Below are 17,793 nucleotides of genomic sequence, written 5' to 3'. Positions count from 1 at the left end.
CGTCGGCGGGGGCGGCCGTGTCCGCCGCACCGCCGGAAGGGCCGCCGGCCCACGGCGGGGGTCAGGTGAAGACCGTGACCCTCATCACCGGGGACAAGGTCGTCGTCACCCCGGGGACCGGCGGCGGGCGGGACTCGCTGAGCGTCGAGCGCCGTCCCGGGGCCGCTGGTTCGGTGCGCATCGTCACCGAGGCGGGCGACACCTACGTCTACCCGGACGACGCGCTCGCGTACGTGGCAGCGGACCGCCTCGACAAGCGCCTCTTCAACGTCACCGGGCTGATCGCGCAGGGCTACGACGACGCGCACGCGCCGCGGCTGCCCCTGATCATCACCGGCGGGAACCACGCCGCCCTCCGCCGCGGCGGCACCGCCCTGCGCGGTGCGCAGTCCCGCCGCGACCTGCCCTCCGTCGGCGGCGCCGCCATCGCGGCCGACCGGTCGGAAGCGGCCGACGCCTGGGCCGCGCTCACCGCGGGCGGCACCGGCCCCTCCGGGCAGGACACCAGCGGGTCCCGCCGGGCCGGCGCGGCCCCGTCGTTCACCGGCGGCATCGACAAGATCTGGCTGGACGGCAGGACGAAGGCGACGCTCGCCGACACCACGGCCCAGATCGGCGCGCCGCAGGTCTGGGAGTCGGGGGACACCGGCTCCGGCGTCAAGGTCGCGGTGCTGGACACCGGCGCCGACACCGGGCACCCGGACCTGAAGGACCGGATCGTCAGCACCCGCAGTTTCGTTCCCGACCAGGACGTGCCGGACGGCAGCGGCCACGGGACCCACGTCGCCTCCACCGTCGCCGGCACCGGCGCGGCGTCGGACGGCAAGGAGAAGGGTGTGGCTCCCGGCGCCGACCTGGTGGTCGGCAAGGTGCTCGGCAACCGCGGCGAGGGACAGGAGTCCTGGGTCATCGGCGGCATGGAGTGGGCCGCGCGCACGGAGCACGCCAGGGTCGTCAACATGAGCCTGGGCAGCGCCGAGCCCAGCGACGGAACGGACCTGATGAGCCGGAGCCTGAACGCTCTGAGCGCCGAGACGGGCACGCTGTTCGTCGTCGCCGCCGGCAACAGCGGCCGGGGGTCCACGCCGTACACCATCGGTTCCCCGGCCGCCGCCGACGCCGCGCTGACGGTGGGCGCGGTCGGCCCCTCCGACGACCTCGCGTTCTTCTCCAGCGTCGGACCGCGCGTCGGCGACGAGGGCGTCAAGCCCGACCTGACGGCCCCGGGCGTGGACGTCCTGGCCGCCCGGTCGCAGTACGCGAGTGGGGGAGAGGGCCCCTACACCACGATGAGCGGGACCTCGATGGCCTCCCCGCACGTCGCGGGCGCCGCCGTCCTGCTGGCGCAGCGGCATCCCGACTGGCCGGGCAGCCGGTTGAAGGACGCCCTGATGAGCACCAGCAAGGCGACGCCGTACCTGACCGCGTACCAGGGCGGTTCGGGACGTGTCGACGTCGCGGCCGCGGTCCGTGCCCGGGTGACGGCGACCGGTTCGGTCTTCCGCTTCCTCCGGTGGCCGAACGGCGGCACCGGCCCCGTCACGCAGGAGATCACGTACACCAACTCCGGGGACGAGCCGCTGACGTTGCGCCTCGCGGTGGAGGCGGGCGCCCCCGACGACGGCGTGTTCTCCCTCTCCGCCGACCAGGTCACCGTGCCGGCCCACGGCAGCACCGCGGTGGAGGTCGGCGCCGACCCGTCCGGCCTCGCACGGGGCGACCACACCGCCCAGGTCGTCGCCCGCGACGCCACCGGTGCGGCGGTCGCCCACACGGTCGCCGGCGTCGGTCTCGAGCCGGAGCGGTACGACCTCTCGATCACCATGAAGGACCGCGCGGGCGAGCCGATGAGCGGCTGGATCCACCTCAAGGGCGCCCTCAGCAGGTCCACCACCGCCTACGAGATCCCCGCGAGCGGGGAGCTGACCCTGCGTCTGCCCGCCGACACCTACACGGTGGTGTCGTACGCGGACGTCGTGGGCACCCACGGCCCCAGTTCCCGGGGCATCGCCCTGCTGAGCGCCCCTGAGGTGGACCTGACCGCGGACCGGCAGGTCGTCCTGGACGCCTCCAAGGCGCACCAGGTGCGGGCCGTCACACCGAAGCCCACCACGCTGGTGAACACCCGGCTGGACTTCTTCCGCTCCTTCACCTCCACCGAACCCAGCCCCGGTGACTACGGCGCGGTCAGGGAGAACGTGATCGTCGGCCCGGGCTACGACAGCGTCTGGGCCCAGCCGACCGGCGCCAAGGTACGGCACGGCAGCTTCGTGTTCGCCACCCGCCTGCGGGCCCAGCAGACACCGCTCGACCTGTCCTACGACGGCGGCAGGATCGACGACGCGCTCGCCCAGGAGGGGAGCGCCGACCTGCCCGACGGCACGTCGACGCCGGACGCGGTGTTCGCCGGCGCCGGTTCACCGGAGGAGTTCGCCAAGGTGCGAGCCCGCGGCAGGGTCGCCGTGGTCCGCCACAGCGCCGAGGTCGAGCCCTCGGCGCAGGTGTCGGCCGCGAAGGCGGCGGGCGCGAGAGCGCTGCTCGTGGTCAACGACGGGGTGGGGCGGCTGGCCGCCTGGTACGGCTCGCCGGACTACACCACCGTCTCGGACGTGCCCGTGGTGTCGGTGACCAAGGACGAGGGCGAGGCACTGATCGCGAGGATCGCCTCGGCGCGCGAGCACCGGGTCGGACTCCGGGTGGCGGCCCATCCGTCCCCCTCGTACCTGTACGACCTGGTCAAATACCATGCGGGCGCCGTGCCCTCGGACGTGGCCTACCGCGCTGACCCGGACCGCCTGGCGCGCGTCGACGTCGACTTCGCCCAGCCGCAGGACAAGCAGGCCTTGGAGCGCAGGACGGACTACCCGGCGTACGAGTGGGCCACGGGGTACTCCTTCGGACTCGAGCCCATGGCTCCCGGACGGCGTACCGACTGGGTGACCGCGGGCGAGGACGCCACATGGCAGCAGACCGCGTCGGTCAGCGGCTGGGTGGGCGCGACGAACAGTCCCACGTCCTACCGGCCGGACAGCGTCCAGCAGGAGCGGTGGCTCGGACCGGTCCTGCGGCCGCGCATGTCCGACGGCGACTCCCAGGTGCGGGACGACACCTCCCTCTCGCTGGTCGTCCCGGGCTGGAGCGACTCGGGCGCCCCGCACACGGGCTCCGCGGGAACCGAGACGATGACCGCCCGCACCTCACTGCTCCAGGGCGGCACCACGCTGCTGACGACCGACAGCGCCTACGTCAACGCCTTCGACCTGCCGGCCGAGTCGTTGCCGTACCGCCTCGTCGTCGACACCGCGGGTGATCCGGCGCAGAGCCCGTACTCGTCGAAGACCCACACGCAGTGGGACTTCGTCTCGGGCAAGGCGCAGTCCGGGATCGTGCCGCTGGTCCAACTCGACTACGGCACGGAACTCGACGCCGCGGGCAGAGCACGCCGCACACAGGAGGTCTCCCTCATCCCCTCGGTGCTCGGCACGTCCGCGAAGGACGCGGTGTCCTCGGTCCGGCTCGAGGTCTCCTACGACGACGGAGCGTCCTGGCACCGCCAGGACCTGAAGCTCCGTCAGGGATCCTGGCGGGCCACCCTGCACGCCCCCTCCTCGGCCGCGTTCGTGTCGCTGCGCACCAGCGCCACGGCACGCGCCGAGGGATCGGTCGCGCAGACCGTCATCCGGGCCTTCGGCCTGAAGTGACGCCCGGGGGCCGGTGCCGCGCACACGCCGCGGCACCGGCCCCGCCGGGCCCCGCCGCGTGGGGGGCCGTCGCGGCCGTCGCGGCGCTGCTCGTCATCGGCCTCGGCCTCACCGGGAGCCACCACGGCGGCATCATCGGCGCGCTGCTGGCCGCCATGCTGTTGGGGCTGCCCCACGGTTGGGGAAGGGCCCTGTCCTGGAGCGACATACGCCTGCGCACCACGTGGATCGCCGCCGTCGTTACCCCCTCCGCCCTCGGCGCGTACGCCGTGACCCTTCCCGTGGTGCGCAGCAGGACCGGCGACCCCCGCAGGGGCGGCCGTCACCGCTGAGGTGCCCCACGAGGGAGGCATGACCTTTGACGGGCGATATCTGGATGTTTATTATCCAGATATGCGAACGGGTAAGGGCGTCGAGTGGGCGGTGCACACACTGCTCAACCTCGCGTGGCTCGGGGACGGCGAGCCGGTCCCGACCGCGCAGCTGGCCGCCGGTCACGATCTGTCGGCGTCCTACCTGAACAAGCAGCTCCAGCAGCTCGTCAGGGCGGGGCTGCTGGAATCCGTGCCGGGTGCTCGGGGCGGCTTCCGGCTGGCCCGCCCGCTGGAGGCGGTGTCGATGCTGGACGTGGTCCTCGCCGTAGAGGGGGACGACCCCCTGTTCCGCTGCGCCGAGATCCGCCGCTGCGGCACGATCGGCGAGCGGGTGCCGGCGGGCGGTTTCCGCCGCCCCTGCGCGGTGAACAGCGCCATGGGGCGGGCCGAGCTGGCCTGGCGGAAGGCGCTGGCCGAGCAGAGTCTCGCCGACGTGCGGGCGGAGGCCGAAGCGCACGCTCCCGCGGTGGGGTCGTACGTACGCGGAGGGCTCGGGCGCGACTGAGCCCGCTTCCCGTACCGGGCGCCCCTCGCTCCCGAGGAACTTCATTCAGGATGAAAAACATCTCGATTTTGCCGGATGTGGGGGCGAAGGAGGTCACGCCAGCATGAGTCTCACGCGTATGCCCAGGTCGCCCGAGGTGCTCGAGGCCGAGTGGGAGACGCACCGGCCCGCCGTCTTCGGGGTGGCGTACCGTCTGCTGGGAAGCGTGGCCGACGCCGAGGACATCACCCAGGACGTGTGGCTGCGGGCGGCCGGAGCGGATCTGCGCGGCATCGGCGATCTGCGGGCCTGGCTGGTCACGGTCGCCGCCCGACGGTCGTACGACGTCCTGAAGTCCGCGCGCGCCCGCCGGGAGACCTATGTGGGGCCGTGGCTGCCCGCGCCGTTGCTGACGGGTCCTGACGCGTCGGAGGCGGTGCTCGTCGACGAGTCCGTCGGGTCGGCGATGCTGCTCGTCATGGAGGAACTGAGCCCGCCGGAGCGTGTGGCCTTCATCCTCCACGACGTCTTCGGCCTCGAGTTCGGCCGGATCGCGGACGTGCTGGACGCCTCCGCACCGGCCGCCCGCCAGCTCGCCTCGCGGGCGCGGCGCAAGGTGGTCAAGGCCAGGCAGTCGACGCCGCAGGCGTCCCGGGCGGAGCGGGAACGGCTGCTCGCCGCGTTCCGCGCCGCGTACGAGGCCGGGGACATGGCCGGGCTGGTGCGGCTCCTCCACCCGGAGGCCGTGTACGTCACGGACGGCGGCGGCGAGGTCTTCACGGCACGCAAGCTGGTCCACGGCGGCACGCGCATCGCGAAGCTGATGGTGGGGGTGTGGCTCCGGTGGCGTCCGGACCGCGTCGACCTCGTCGAGGTCGGCGGCGAACCCGCGCTCCTGCACCGCCGCGCAGGCCGCGTCTTCTCCGTCGACACGGTGGAGATCGAGGACGGCCTGATCACCGCCTACCGCAGGGTCCTCAACCCGGCGAAGATCGCACACGTCTGACCCGTCCCACCGGACGGAACGCCGCCGTGCGTGACGGCGGACCTTCGACAAGGCTTACCCGGCAGACGACACCCGGAGGGACATCCATGACCGAGCAGCAGCGCGTCAACATCGGAAAGCAGCACCCGGATAACTACCAGGCGCTCCTCGCCCTGTCCACGGCGGTGGAGGGGAGCGCCGCCGCGGCAGGCCTCGACCCGCTCCTGGTCGAACTGCTGAAGATCCGCACGTCCCAGATCAACGGCTGTGCGTTCTGCCTGCGGATGCACACGCGCGACGCCCTGAAGAAGGGCGAGAACCCGGACCGGATCGCCGTGCTGCCCGCGTGGGAGGAAGCCGGCTACTTCTCCGGGACCGACCGCGCCGCCCTGCGCCTGACGGAGGCGATCACCCGCGTGCCGGAGGGGCACGCGAGCGACGCGGACTACGAAGCGGCCGCGGCCGTGCTCACCGCCGACCAGGTCTCGGCGGTCGCCTGGCTGGCGACGCTGATGAACGCGTTCAACCGCGTCGCGATCACCAGCCGCTACCGGGTCGCCGGCTGAGCCGCCGGCCGGCGTCCCGGGCGGGGCCGGCCGGTCCGGACGTACGGTTGAGCCATGAGCGCTACACCGGACGACGGTGCTGCTCAGGCGTACGCGAGCACCGCTGCCGACGCCGCCGGGCCGACGTGCCGGGCGGAACTGGACCGGCTGCTGGAGCTCGCCGCGCGGGACACCGGCGCCCACGCGGGCGCGCTGTTCCTGCTGAGCCCCGAGGGACGGTCGCTGCGGCTCGAAGCGACCATGGGGATGCCGGCGGAGTACCTCGCACCCTGGTTCGGGGTGGCCCTGTCCGCCCACGTCCCGGTGTCCGACGCGGCGCGCGAGAGGCGGCTGGTGTGGCTCAGCAAGCCCCAGGAACTCGCCCGTCGTTACCCCCGCACGGCGATCGCCCTGCCGTACCACTTCGCGGTGGCCGCGGCACCGGTCCTCGACGGCTCCGAGGCATGGGGGGCGCTCCTGCTGTTCTGGCCCTGCTGCGACGCCGCCGAGCTCGCCGGACCCAGCCACGAGCGGGTCGGCGCCGCCTGCCGGCGCCTGGGGCGGTTCCTGCGGGACGCCGCGGACGCCGGGCACCCGGTCACTCCCGCGGCGTCCCCGCGGACCCTGTCCCAGCCGCCCGCGCAGAAGTGGGAGCCGTCCGAGGCACAGGCCGCGGCACACTTCGCCGAACGCCTGCCGGGAGGCAGCTGCACCCTCGACCTCGAGGGCAGATTCACCTACCTGAACGCCACCGCGGCCCGTCTGCTGGGCGGGACCGTCCCCGGTCTCCTCGGCAGACGCCCCTGGCAGGCCCTGTCCTGGTCCACCGATCCCGCCTTCGAGGACCGCTTCCGGGCGGCCGTGGTCAGCCGGCAGCCGGAATCCTTCACGGCGACGGTCCCGCCGGACCGGCGGCTCGCCTTCGAGCTCTACCCCGACGCCTCCGGGGTGAGCGTCCGCATCGTGCGCTACGGTCCCGACCGCGTCCGGAACGCGACGCGCCCCGGCACGCCGGCGCCCCGCGGCGCGCCGATCGCCCTGGGCGAGCTCTACCAGGTGCTGCACCTGGCCGCCGCCCTCTCCGAGGCCGTCGGCGTGGGCGACGTGGTCGACCTCGTCGCGGACGAGATGCTGCCGACCTTCCACGCCCGGACCCTGGCCCTGGCCCTGTTCTCGCCCGTGGACGGCGCCCTGCGGTTCGTCGGCTGCCGGGGCTACAACCCCTGTCCCGCGGAGATGTTCACCGGCGCGGCGCTCACCTCCCCGGCCGCGCTCGGGACCCTCGCCGAAGGCGCGCCGGCCTTCTTCGCCACCTTCGAGGAGATGCTCGGCGCCTATCCGCGCGCCCCCCGCCGTGAGGGCCTGGACGCCTGGGCCTACCTGCCGCTGATCGCCTCCGGCCGGCCCGTGGGCCTGTGCGTCCTCGCCTTCGACCGGCCCCACCACTTCTCCGGCAACCAGCGGACCGTGCTGACCGCACTCGCGGGGCTGATCGCCCAGGCGCTGGAGCGTGCCCGCCTCTACGACACCGTCAAGGAGCTCGCGGAGACCCTGCAGGCGGCCATGCTCCCCGACTCGCTGCCGGACATCCCCGGACTCGACGTCGCCGCCCGCTACCTGCCCAGCGTCCGGGGCATGGACATCGGCGGCGACTTCTACGACCTGGTCCGGGTCGACGACACCACCGCGGCCGCGGTCATCGGCGACGTCCAGGGCCACCACGTCAGGGCGGCGGCCCTCATGGGCCGGATCCGGCCCGCCATCCGCTCCCAGGCCTTCGCCGGGGCCGCACCGGCGCAGGCCCTCCGCCAGGCCAACCGCCAGTTGTTCGACCTGAACCCCGGCCGCTTCGTCAGCTGCCTCTACGCCCGGCTCGACCTCGCGCGACGCCGGGCCCTCCTGGCCACCGCCGGCCATCCACCGCCGGTGCTGCGCCACCCGGACGGGCACACGGAGGTCCTCACCGTTCCGCCGGGGGTGCTGCTCGGCATCGACCCCGAGGCGGACTACCCCACCACCGAGATCCCCCTGGAGCCCGGCACCGTCCTCGCCCTGTACACCGACGGACTCGTCGAGACCCCCGGGGTCGACATCGACGACGCCATGGCCGGGCTCGCCGCCCGCCTCGCCCGCACCGCCCCCCAGCCCATGGACCGGCTCGCCACGGACCTGATCGACCACGCGCGCCGGACCGCCCCCCGCACCGACGACATCGCGCTGCTGCTCATCAGGTCCGTCGCCTCCGCGTAACACATGGGCCACACGTGTTGGGTGACGGAGCGTCAGCGGCCGGGGAACCGCTGCGTGACCTCCTGGAGCACCCAGCCGTTGCCGTCCGGGTCGCTGAAGGTGGCGAAGGAACCGTACGAGGCACCGTCCGGGTGCCGGCCCGCAGACCGTCCCTGCCCCGCGAGGTCGTGCGTGACCTCTCCGCCGCCGTGACCGTGGAAGACGAGACCTCCGGCGTCGTGGAATACCTCGCTCACCTCGACGCCGCGCCCGATGAGTTCCGCACGCGCCTTCTCGACATCGGGGACGACCAGGTACATGCCCTGCGCGGAGCCCGGCGCCGCGGAGGTGAGCCCCTTGCCGAACATGATGGAGCACTCGGAGCCGGGCGGCGTGAGGTGCACCGCGCGCCACTCGTCACCGGCGGCCTTGTCGACGTCCGGGCGGAAACCGGCCGCCTCGTAGAAGGCCTTGGCCCGGTCGACGTCCGAGACGGGCAGCACGACAAGTTCGAGCTTCAGGTTCATGGGATGGTGTCCTTCACTTCGCGGCAGGGGGGCGGGTCCGTCAGGAACGCCGACGGCGTCGTCGGCCCCCGCTCCCGGTTCGTCATCAGGGATACGAGGCGGCCCCCACCGGTGTGACGGCTCCGTCGGGCGCGACGTGCTGAGCGCGGCGTCCGGCTGAGCAGTAGCGTGGAAGGGGGCCCTGAGCTGCCGATGTCCACGGCGCGCTTCTCCATCGTGAGGTCAGTGACCATGCCGAACAACGACACCAGCGGGCCGGAACAGGGCCGCTCCGGGGCTGCCGCGGACCAGGTCCCCTGGGAATCGTGCATCACCACGCTGCTGGAACAGGAACCGCCCTTCGTCCCCGAACACCCCCAGGCGATGACGCTGCTCGTGCAGTATCCGCCCGGCTATCCGGGGATCCCCCCGCACCGGCACACCGGTCCCGCGTTCGGCTACGTCATCGAAGGCGAGATGCTCTTCGAGCTGGAGGGCGAGCCCGAGCGCGTCGTGCGGGCAGGCGAGTCGTTCTGGGAGCCCGGCGGCGACGTCATCCACTACCAGGACGGCAACAACCAGGACGGCCAACCGCTCCGGTTCGTCGTGGTGATGCTCTGCGAGAAGGGCAAGCCCATGCTCACGTTCGTCGACGACCGGGAACTGGCCGGCCGCCGGGACCGCCGCGCACCGCGACCGTCCTGACGCACGGGGGCAGGGCATCCGGGAGGGCGGCGCGCAACGCCCGGAGTGCCGTGGCCGTCCGGCGTTCGACCCTCCCGGTGGAGCAGTTCAGCAGTGCCGCCGTCTCCTCGACGCCGAGGCCCTCCAGGTAGCGCAGCGCGATCACGGCCCGCTGCCGTGCCGGCAGGTGCCGCAGCGCCAGGCGCAGCAGTCACGGCCCGCAATGGGCCACGAACTCCTCGAACTCCGTCCAGCTACTCTCCTCGGGCGGTGGGCCCGTCCTCGGTTTCACGCCAGGGAGACGAGACGGCCGGCAGGGTTGTGACGGCTCCGTCGAGCTGTCACACCCGTACGGGCCACCTCGTCTCCCTGACGAGGCCCGGGAAGACACCCGCCTCGCGGACCACTCCCACACGCCCTCGAACTTCGACGAGGTTGCTGCGTGCGTCCGCGTTGTGTGGTCTTGTACGAGAGGGAGGATGCCGTATGGACGTGGCCAGCGACGCGGTGCCGATCGCGGTGCTGCTCGACGAGCGCCGGCATCTGCTGGATGTCGCCCACCGGATGTCGGGCAGCCGCAGCGATGCGGAGAGCGTGATCGACGAGACCTATCGCCGGTGGTACGCGCTGTCCGACGCGGAGCGCGCGGCCATCACGTCGCCCCGTGCCTGGCTGTCGACGACCGCGGGCGGCATCTGCTTGGGCGACCCGGTCACGCCCGACGGGCACCGCGGCCCCCGGCACCACGGCCCGGAGGCGGGGTACGAGGAACTCACCGCCATCGCGCGTCGCCGGCTGCAGGCACAGCGCTCCGGTCCGTCGGCCCCGCTGGAGCACGACGCGGCCGTCCGCGCCGTCGGGGAAGCCTGCGCGGCGGGCGACGCCGGGCTGCTGGCGTCCGCGCTGTCACCCGATGCCATCGCCGTCTTCGACGGCGGCGGCAAGGTCCGGACACTGGTCCGATCCGTGCACGGCGGCGAGCAGGTCACCCGCAGCCTGCTGACGCTGCTGGGCCCCCACCCGCGCACCACCCTGACCGCCCAATCCGTGAACAGCCGTACCGGACTCGTGGTGCGCTGCGACCACACCGTGGCCGCGGTCATCAGCCTCGACGTCACCGACCGCCGCGTGGCACACGTCTGGGCCGTGCTCAACCCGGAGAAGCTGCGCCGGTGGAACCAGCACCCGGAGCGAGGTCCGGGCGCCTGATCTGTCACGTAGGTGCGGGCCGTGTCGTCTCCCTGACGGGAACGTGATCGCGACGATGCGCCACCGCCCCCGGGCGCCCCTCCTGCAGTGCGGCGCCACCGACACGTGCAGACAGAATGGAATTCAAGCGTGACGACGATGCTCGACCGCTATTTCGAGATCGTGGACTCCGCCGACGGCGGCCACTCCCACCTGGACGACCTCAGGGACGTCTTCGCCGAGGACGTGGTGCTGATGCACAGCGGGGACATGGTCCAGGGCCGCGAGCCGGCCGTCGACCTCCACCGGACGCTGGCTGCCGAGTGGAAGGAGTCCACGCACCAGTGGACGGCTTCCGTGGCGGCCGACGGCTCCATCACGGGCACGTGGAGCCAGGCCGGACTGGACCTCCAGGGCAACGGTCGCTCCGGCAGCGGACGGGTCTCGGTCTCCCTGGACCCGGACGGGCGGGTCTCCCGGCTCCACCGGACGCTGACCGCCGGGTCGGACCGCGCCCGCGTGCTCATAGCCAAGCACCTGGAGGTCTGGATGACTCCGGACCCGGCCGGGCGGGCCGAGGCGATGGAGGGCATCTACACCGAGGACATCACGATCATGGAGCCCGACCAGGTCATCGTGGGACGGGACGCCATCAACGCGTACATCACCGCCGTGCAGCGCCAGGCGCCGCCGCTGAGCGGCCTCATCACGGGTCACTCCCAGAACCGGGAATTCATCCACTGGGCCTGGGACTTCGGCTTCCCGGGCGGCAAGTCGGCACTGGGATCGGAGATCCTCCAGCTCGACGGGGACCTGATCGAGAAGGTCGTCATCTTCAGCGCCGACATGGACGTCGTCACCGAGGGCATGCGGTAGCGGCGGTCCGGCACCAGCCCGTGGAAGGTTCCGCGCACGCAGGGTGCGGGCGTGCGCGGAGCCGGCAGTCCCGTCCGGCCCGTCCGACCCGCCCGCACGGCGACGGGTGCCGGCTCTCCTGGCGGACACGGCCTGCCCCCGTGGGTCTGCGCACCGTGACCGGCGCCGTGGATGCCGTAGTGCCCCTTGGGGCGTATGGTCCGTTTATGGGACCAGAGCGGTGTTGGGGCCGCGGGGCTCTGCGGCACGGACGGACGGCTCGGCGGGTCCGGTACCGCCGATGGCCTGCCCGCGCGTCCCGGCACGACGGCGACGGGGGCGAACGCGGTGACCCGGCATGACGTGAAACCGTTGACAGGCGGCATGCGGCGCTTCGCCGGCCTGTTCGAGGGTCTCGTCCGGGACACCGACACCGCGGTGGGCATGCTCTACGTGCTCGCGCCGGGGGAGCGGATGCTGGACCTGGTGGCGTTGTCCGGCACGTCCCGGCGGATCGCCGCCCCCTGGGCGCGGATCGCCCTGGACGACGCGGCGCCGGTGGCGCAGGCCGTGCGGGAGCGGTCGCTGGTGTGGGTGGGGAACTCCAAGGAGCTGGCGGAACGCTTTCCCCGGGTCGCACTGGTGGCGCCCTACGAGATCATGCTGGCGGCGGCGCCGATCATGGACGGCGACGTGATGTGGGGCGGCGTGTGCCTGCTGTGGCCTATCTGGCACGCGCCGGTCCTGAGCCCCGGGGAGCGGGACACGATCGGCATCTTCTGCGGCAGGTCGGGGCGGCTGCTGAGGCACTACTCGGACCGGGGCCACCCCGTCCTGGCGGGCGCGGACGCGCTGATCCTGCGGGCGGTGCGGTGTCGGGAGCCCGGCCGGGCCGAGGCGCTGGCGGCGTACGACTTCGCCGAACGGCTGCCGACCGGGTGCTGTTCGCTGGACATGGAGGGCCGGGTCAGGTTCCTCAACGCGGCGGCGGCCGACCTGCTGGGCGTCGGTGCGGCGGACCTGAAGGGCTCACGCCCGTGGGAACGGCTGTTCTGGCTGGACGGCCCGGCGTTCGAGGACGCGTACCGTGCCGCCGTCATCACCAAGCAGCCCACCTCGTTCACCGCCCTGCGCCCACCGGACCAGTGGCTGTCCTTCCGGCTCCACCCGGGACCCACCGGGATCAGCGTCGGCATCGCCGGCTCACCGCGGGAGCAGATGGACGCGGCGGAGGAGCCCGTGGTCCCTGCCGGCGTCCGTGGGCCGGTCGGCGCGTCGGCCATGTACCAGTTGATGTACCTGGCCGCGAGGCTCACCGAGGCGGTGGGCGTGCAGGACGTGGTCGACCAGGTCGCCGACCAGCTCATCCCGGCGTTCGAGGCCCAGGGCCTGGTCGTGCTCCTCGCCGAGGGCGGGCGCCTGCGCCTGGCCGGCTACCGCGGCTACACCGACGAGTTCATGGCCCGCGTCGACGGAACGCCCCTGACCTCCGGCATCGTCACCGCCCAGGCCCTCACCCGCGCCACCCCGCTGTTCTTCTCCAGCTTCGCCGAACTGCACCGCGCCCACCCGGAGGCCCTGCGCTTCCGGCACAGGGACGCCTGGGCCTTCCTGCCGTTGATCACCTCGGGCCGCCCCGTCGGGCTCCTCGTCCTGTCCTACGACAGGCCCCGGCCCTTCCCGCAGTCCGAGCGCACCGTCCTCGTCGCACTGGCCGGGCTCATCGCACAGGCCATGGACCGCGCCCACCTCTACGACACCAAGCACCAACTCGCCCGCACCCTGCAGGCCGGCCTGCTGCCCAAGGAACTGCCCCGGGTACCCGGTCTCGACGTCGCCGCCCGCTACCTGCCGGCCGGCCACGGGAGCGACATCGGCGGTGACTTCTACGACCTCATCCACTGCGGACCCCACTGCGCGGCCGTCACCATCGGCGACGTCCAGGGCCACAACCTGCAGGCCGCCGCCCTGATGGGGCAGGTCCGCATCGCCGTCCACGCCTACGCCACCGCCCACTCCTCCCCCGGCGACCTGCTGGCCCGGACCAACCGCCTGCTGTCCGACCTGGACCCGGGTCTGTTCACCAGCTGCCTGTTCGCCCACATCGACCTGCGGCGGCACGTCGCCCGGCTGGCCACCGCCGGTCACCCCCCGCCCCTGATCCGCCATCCCGACGGCCGCGCGGGGATCCTCGGCCTCACGCCGGGCCTGCTGCTGGGCATCGCACCGGACGGCGACTACCCCACCACGGAGATCCCCCTGCCCCCGGGCACGATGCTGGCGATGTACACCGACGGCCTCGTCGAATCCCCTGGCGTCGACGCCGAATTGGCCGCGGCCGACCTGGTGCGGCACCTGGTGGCGGCGGCCGACCAGGGCGTGGACGCCGTCGCGGACAGTCTCCTCGAACACGCCCTGCGGACCGCCCCCGGTACGGACGACACGGCACTGCTGATCGTCGCCCCCTCACCGGCGAACGGAGGATAGTCCCATGACCCCTTGGCGAAGCGGGAGGACACGCGGCACGGGGAGGGCGGGGCGATGACGGCCGCCGACTCCCGCGCGTACGACGCGGTCGTCGTCGGCGGCGGCCACAACGGCCTGGTGGCGGCCCTGTACCTGGCGCGGGCGGGGTGGTCGGTGGCCGTGCTGGAGCGCAACGCCGCCGTGGGCGGTGCGATCGCCGGTGGCGAGGTGACGCTGCCCGGGTTCGTGCACGACCTGTACTCCACCAACCAGAACCTCTTCCTCGGCTCCCGGGCGTACGCCGACTTCGGCGCCGAACTGGCGCACCACGGGCTGCGGTTCCGCACCACGGACCGCCCCTACGCCAACGTCTTCCCCGAGGGCCGCAGCGTCCGGGTGTACGGCGACTACGCGCGCACGATGGAGGAGCTCGCGGCCCACGACGCCGGGGACGCCGACGGCTTCGCCGGCCTGTACCGCGAGTACCAGCGGTTCGCGCCGTACCTGTTCGCGCTCTACGGATCCGCGTTGCCGTCGCGGTCGGCGGCACGCCAGGTGCTGAGCCTGCTGCGCCACCACGGCGTGCGGGGCGCGGGCGACCTCGCGCACACGCTGCTCATGAGCACCCGGGAGCTGGGCGAGGTCTGGTTCGCCACACGCGAGGCGCAGGCGATGGCAGCCTGCTGGGGCATGCACCTGGACTTCGCCCCCGACGTGTCCGGAGGGGCGATGTTCCCCCTCCTGGAACTCTTCGCGGACATGGAGAACGGCATGTCGGTCGTCGAGGGCGGCGCGCAGCGGCTGCCGCAGGCGCTCGCCGCCGTACTCGCCGACCACGGCGGCGAGGTCCGCACCGGTGTGGAGGTCGAGCGCGTGCTGTGCCGTGACGGACGTGCCGTCGGCGCGCGCACGGCGGACGGCGGCACGATCACCGCGCGGCGCGCGGTGATCGCCAACACCGCTCCAACCGCGCTGTACCGGCACCTGCTGGAACCGGAGGAGGTGCCGGAGCAGGTGCGCCGTACGGCGGACCGCTTCCTGTACGGCCCGGGCACGCTGATGCTGCACCTCGCGCTCGACGGCCCGCTGCCGTGGGCGGCGGGGGAGGAGCTGGCCGGTTTCGGGTACGTCCATGTGGCGCCGTACGTCGACGACCTGGCGCGCACCTACACCGAGTCCCAGGCGGGGCTGCTGCCCGCGGACCCGCTGCTGATCGTCGGGCAGACCTCGGCCGTGGATCCGACACGCGCCCCCGCGGGCCGCCACGTGGTGTGGATCCAGGTCCGGACGATGCCCACCCGCATCCGTGGTGACGCGGCGGGCACGATCGGGCAGACCCACTGGCCGGACGTCGCCGAGGCGATGACGGACCGGGTACTGGCCAAGCTGGAGCGCTACGCGCCCGGCACCCGGGCGCGGATCGCCCACGTCACCGCGTACACCCCGCAGGACCTGGAAGCGGCCGATCCCAACCTGGTGGGCGGGGACAGCACCGGGGGCAGCCACCACCTGGCGCAGAACTTCCTGTTCCGGCCGATGCCCGGGCACGGCGGCTACCGCACGGCGGTCCCCGGCCTGTACCTGACCGGTGCCGCGACCTGGCCGGGCGCGGGGAACAACGCCACGTCGGGCCTGCTCGCCGCCCGTCGGGTACTGAAGGACGCCCGGCGGCGGAGGGGACACCGCCGGGCCCGGGCGGGTTCAGCGGTGCCCGCGCCGTAGCGGCCGGCAGCCGCATTCCTCGGCCTGCGGTGTGCTCAGGGCGCTGTGGAGGCCGTGCAGAGCGGCGTCCAGGCGGTCGGGCGCCGGAAGGCGGGGCAGGTCGAGGGGCGGGGGCGGGGTGACGGTGGCGGCCGAGGTGGCGAGGGTGTCGAAGGCACGCCGGACGCGGGCGGCGTCGTCGGGGCCGGGCCGCGCCTTCGGGGGCAGCGGGCGGGTGGTGGAGATGGCCAGGTAGCCGAGTTGCTGGGTGGCGGCGATCGCGGGCCAGAGCCGGGCGAGTTCGCAGGGGGCGGGGCGGTCGCCGGCGGCGCTGTCGGCGACCGCCCGGAGGTTGATCAGGTCGGTGCGCAGACGGTGCCGGGCCGTGGCGGCGGCGCTGTGCCCGGCGGCGTCGCCGGCGGTGAGGTTCAGGTGCCAGGCCGTGCCTTCCGCACGGATGACCTGGGCGAGGGCGCTCGGGAGCCGGACGGTCGAGGTGCGCCGCCAGAGCGTGAGTCCCGCGGCCACGCCGACGGCACAGCCGCACACGGTGTCGAGGAGGCGGGCGGTCACGAGGTGGCTCACGGGCAGCGCCGGCTGCGCGGCCTCGGTCAGGAACAGCGACAGGGGGGTGATGAAGGCGACGCCGAGGGCGTAGTTGTGGGCCAGGACGGCTTCCGCGGCGAACTGGGCCAGCATCACTGCCGCCACCAGCGCGGGCGGGCCGGGGTGGAAGGCCAGGACGGCGCCGCCGAGCAGGACCCCGGCGGCGGTGCCGGTGCCGCGTTGCAGACCGCGCCGGATCACGGTGGTGACGTTGGCGCCCTGCAGGACGACGATGGCGGCGCCGGAGGCCCAGTAGGGCTGCGCGAGTCCGCACGCGTGGGCGAGCCAGCCGGCGATGACGGCGCCCGATCCGACGCGCAGCGCGGCGGGCAGGACCAGCGAGTGCCGTTTCCTGGCCGAGGCGAGCAGCCGTGTGGCGCTGGACGGTTCGAGGAGTTCCCCCTCGTCGTCCGGCGGCGCCCCCGACGCGGCATCGCGTACCGCCCGGTCGACCTCGCCGCGCACGACGCGACGCGCGGCCGGCTCCCCGCCGGGCCCGTGGGCCGGGGGTGGCAGGGGCGTACGCCGGTGGCGGAGGCAGTCGGCGGTGCGGCGCAGCGCCCCGGCGAGGTCGTCGGGGAGCGGCGCAGGGGATGCGGCGGCGGCGCGGACGGCGGCGGCGAACACGTGGTGGGCCTGCCGCACGGCCGGTCGCAGCCGTGCCCGGCCGGTCGCCCGGCCCAGGGGCTGGGGTGGGGCCGCGACGGCGTACCAGGCGCTGCGCAGTGCGATGGCCGCCTGGTGCTGGGCGGCGTCCTGGCGGGGGCCGCCGATCGCGTCGAGGTAGGCGGCGAGCTGGTCGTAGGCGTCGGCGACCGCCCTGGTCTCCGGCCCGTGGCGGTCGATCAGGCATCCCGACATCGAGACCAGCCAGGCGCAGGCGGCACCGGCCACGGTCAGCGTGACCCGCTGCCCGATCGCCGCCGCGTCGACGGGCAGAGGGGTGGACATGGCGCAGGCGAGGGCGAAGAGGTAGCCACCCGGTGGCCCGATCCGCAGCGCGTCGCAGACGTAGGTGGCGACCGCGCCGACGAGGCCGATCACGACGGGCGCGAGCCAGATCCTGCCCCCGGCCAGCGACCCGGCGGCGACGGACAGCACGAAGCCCGCCCCCACCCCGGCCAGGAGCACCGCCCGCCTGCCGTAGGGCTCCTTCGCACCGTAGACGGCGGTGAAGGCACCCATGGTGGCGGTCAGCCCCCACGGCAGGTGGCCCGTGGCGGCCCCGGCGGTCAGGGGGATGCCCATGCTCACCGCGGCGCGCAGCCCGGCGGCGTACCGGTAGCCGGGCCCGCCGCCGGAGCGCAGGGCCTCGTGCAGGAGGCCACCGGCACGGCGAGCTGGGAAGTGGGGCAACCTCATGGCCTCCGAACGTCCGGACGGCGATGGAACCCGTGCCCCGCCCGCGCCGTGGGACGAGTCCTACCAGAGCGCCCGGCGTGTCCCGGGGAGGGAGCCGCCCGGCGCGT

14 protein-coding genes are annotated in these 17,793 nt (G+C 73.7%); 11 read left to right on the top strand and 3 right to left on the bottom strand.

The annotated features are described in order from the left end of the window. Window positions 1-74: 74 nt before the first annotated feature. The 6 genes from OG937_03780 to OG937_03755 all read left to right on the top strand — a co-directional run bounded on the left by OG937_03780 (window position 75) and on the right by OG937_03755 (window position 8,339). Entirely contained in the window at window positions 75-3,701 is a 3,627-nt protein-coding gene (locus OG937_03780) for a S8 family serine peptidase (protein ID WUD70859.1), read from the top strand. Next, on the top strand, window positions 3,698-4,033 hold the full coding sequence (locus OG937_03775) for a hypothetical protein (GenBank protein WUD70858.1): 336 nt from the start codon (window positions 3,698-3,700) through the stop codon (window positions 4,031-4,033). The genes OG937_03780 and OG937_03775 overlap by 4 nt, the downstream gene beginning before the upstream one ends. A gap of 61 nt (window positions 4,034-4,094) precedes the next feature. Next, window positions 4,095-4,580, top strand: a complete 486-nt coding sequence (locus OG937_03770; protein ID WUD70857.1) for an Rrf2 family transcriptional regulator — start codon at window positions 4,095-4,097, stop codon at window positions 4,578-4,580. 103 nt (window positions 4,581-4,683) lie between these two features. Beyond that, a complete protein-coding gene (gene sigJ / locus OG937_03765; protein ID WUD70856.1) occupies window positions 4,684-5,565 on the top strand; it encodes an RNA polymerase sigma factor SigJ in 882 nt (293 codons plus the stop codon). A gap of 86 nt (window positions 5,566-5,651) precedes the next feature. Next, complete coding sequence (locus OG937_03760) at window positions 5,652-6,110, top strand: carboxymuconolactone decarboxylase family protein (GenBank protein ID WUD70855.1); 459 nt, start codon at window positions 5,652-5,654, stop codon at window positions 6,108-6,110. Window positions 6,111-6,164: 54 nt separating this feature from the next. Next, window positions 6,165-8,339: a SpoIIE family protein phosphatase gene (locus OG937_03755; GenBank protein ID WUD70854.1), complete on the top strand. Its 2,175-nt coding sequence runs from the start codon at window positions 6,165-6,167 to the stop codon at window positions 8,337-8,339. Window positions 8,340-8,371: 32 nt separating this feature from the next. Here OG937_03755 and OG937_03750 read toward each other — a convergent pair whose 3' ends face one another. After that, window positions 8,372-8,845 (bottom strand): glyoxalase, encoded by a 474-nt coding sequence (locus OG937_03750; protein ID WUD70853.1) that lies wholly within the window; start codon window positions 8,843-8,845, stop codon window positions 8,372-8,374. 231 nt (window positions 8,846-9,076) lie between these two features. Between OG937_03750 and OG937_03745 the strand changes: the two genes are divergently transcribed. Then, a complete protein-coding gene (locus tag OG937_03745) occupies window positions 9,077-9,529 on the top strand; it encodes a cupin domain-containing protein (protein ID WUD78620.1) in 453 nt (150 codons plus the stop codon). Here OG937_03745 and OG937_03740 read toward each other — a convergent pair. Further along, window positions 9,465-9,704, bottom strand: coding sequence for an ECF-type sigma factor (locus OG937_03740; protein ID WUD78619.1), 240 nt, complete (start codon window positions 9,702-9,704; stop codon window positions 9,465-9,467). The two genes, OG937_03745 and OG937_03740, sit on opposite strands and share 65 nt — an antisense overlap. A gap of 290 nt (window positions 9,705-9,994) precedes the next feature. Between OG937_03740 and OG937_03735 the strand changes: the two genes are divergently transcribed. From OG937_03735 to OG937_03720, 4 genes are all read left to right on the top strand, one after another. Continuing rightward, the gene (locus tag OG937_03735) at window positions 9,995-10,717 is read left to right on the top strand and encodes an RNA polymerase subunit sigma (GenBank protein ID WUD70852.1); all 723 of its coding nucleotides are present in this window, start codon (window positions 9,995-9,997) and stop codon (window positions 10,715-10,717) included. 129 nt (window positions 10,718-10,846) lie between these two features. Further along, the gene (locus tag OG937_03730) at window positions 10,847-11,572 is read left to right on the top strand and encodes a nuclear transport factor 2 family protein (GenBank protein WUD70851.1); all 726 of its coding nucleotides are present in this window, start codon (window positions 10,847-10,849) and stop codon (window positions 11,570-11,572) included. Window positions 11,573-11,914: 342 nt separating this feature from the next. Further along, complete coding sequence (locus OG937_03725; GenBank protein WUD70850.1) at window positions 11,915-14,038, top strand: SpoIIE family protein phosphatase; 2,124 nt, start codon at window positions 11,915-11,917, stop codon at window positions 14,036-14,038. A gap of 12 nt (window positions 14,039-14,050) precedes the next feature. Continuing rightward, window positions 14,051-15,739, top strand: coding sequence for an NAD(P)/FAD-dependent oxidoreductase (locus OG937_03720; protein WUD70849.1), 1,689 nt, complete (start codon window positions 14,051-14,053; stop codon window positions 15,737-15,739). Here OG937_03720 and OG937_03715 read toward each other — a convergent pair. Beyond that, window positions 15,719-17,686 carry an FUSC family protein gene (locus tag OG937_03715; protein ID WUD70848.1) on the bottom strand — a complete coding sequence of 656 codons (1,968 nt, stop codon included), beginning with the start codon at window positions 17,684-17,686 and terminating at the stop codon, window positions 15,719-15,721. The genes OG937_03720 and OG937_03715 overlap by 21 nt on opposite strands. Window positions 17,687-17,793: the final 107 nt, after the last annotated feature.

It is taken from the genome of Streptomyces sp. NBC_00510, from assembly GCA_036013505.1.
GTDB lineage: Bacteria > Actinomycetota > Actinomycetes > Streptomycetales > Streptomycetaceae > Actinacidiphila.
Note: the sequence above shows the minus strand (reverse complement) of the source record. Positions and strands in the feature narration are given on the sequence as shown.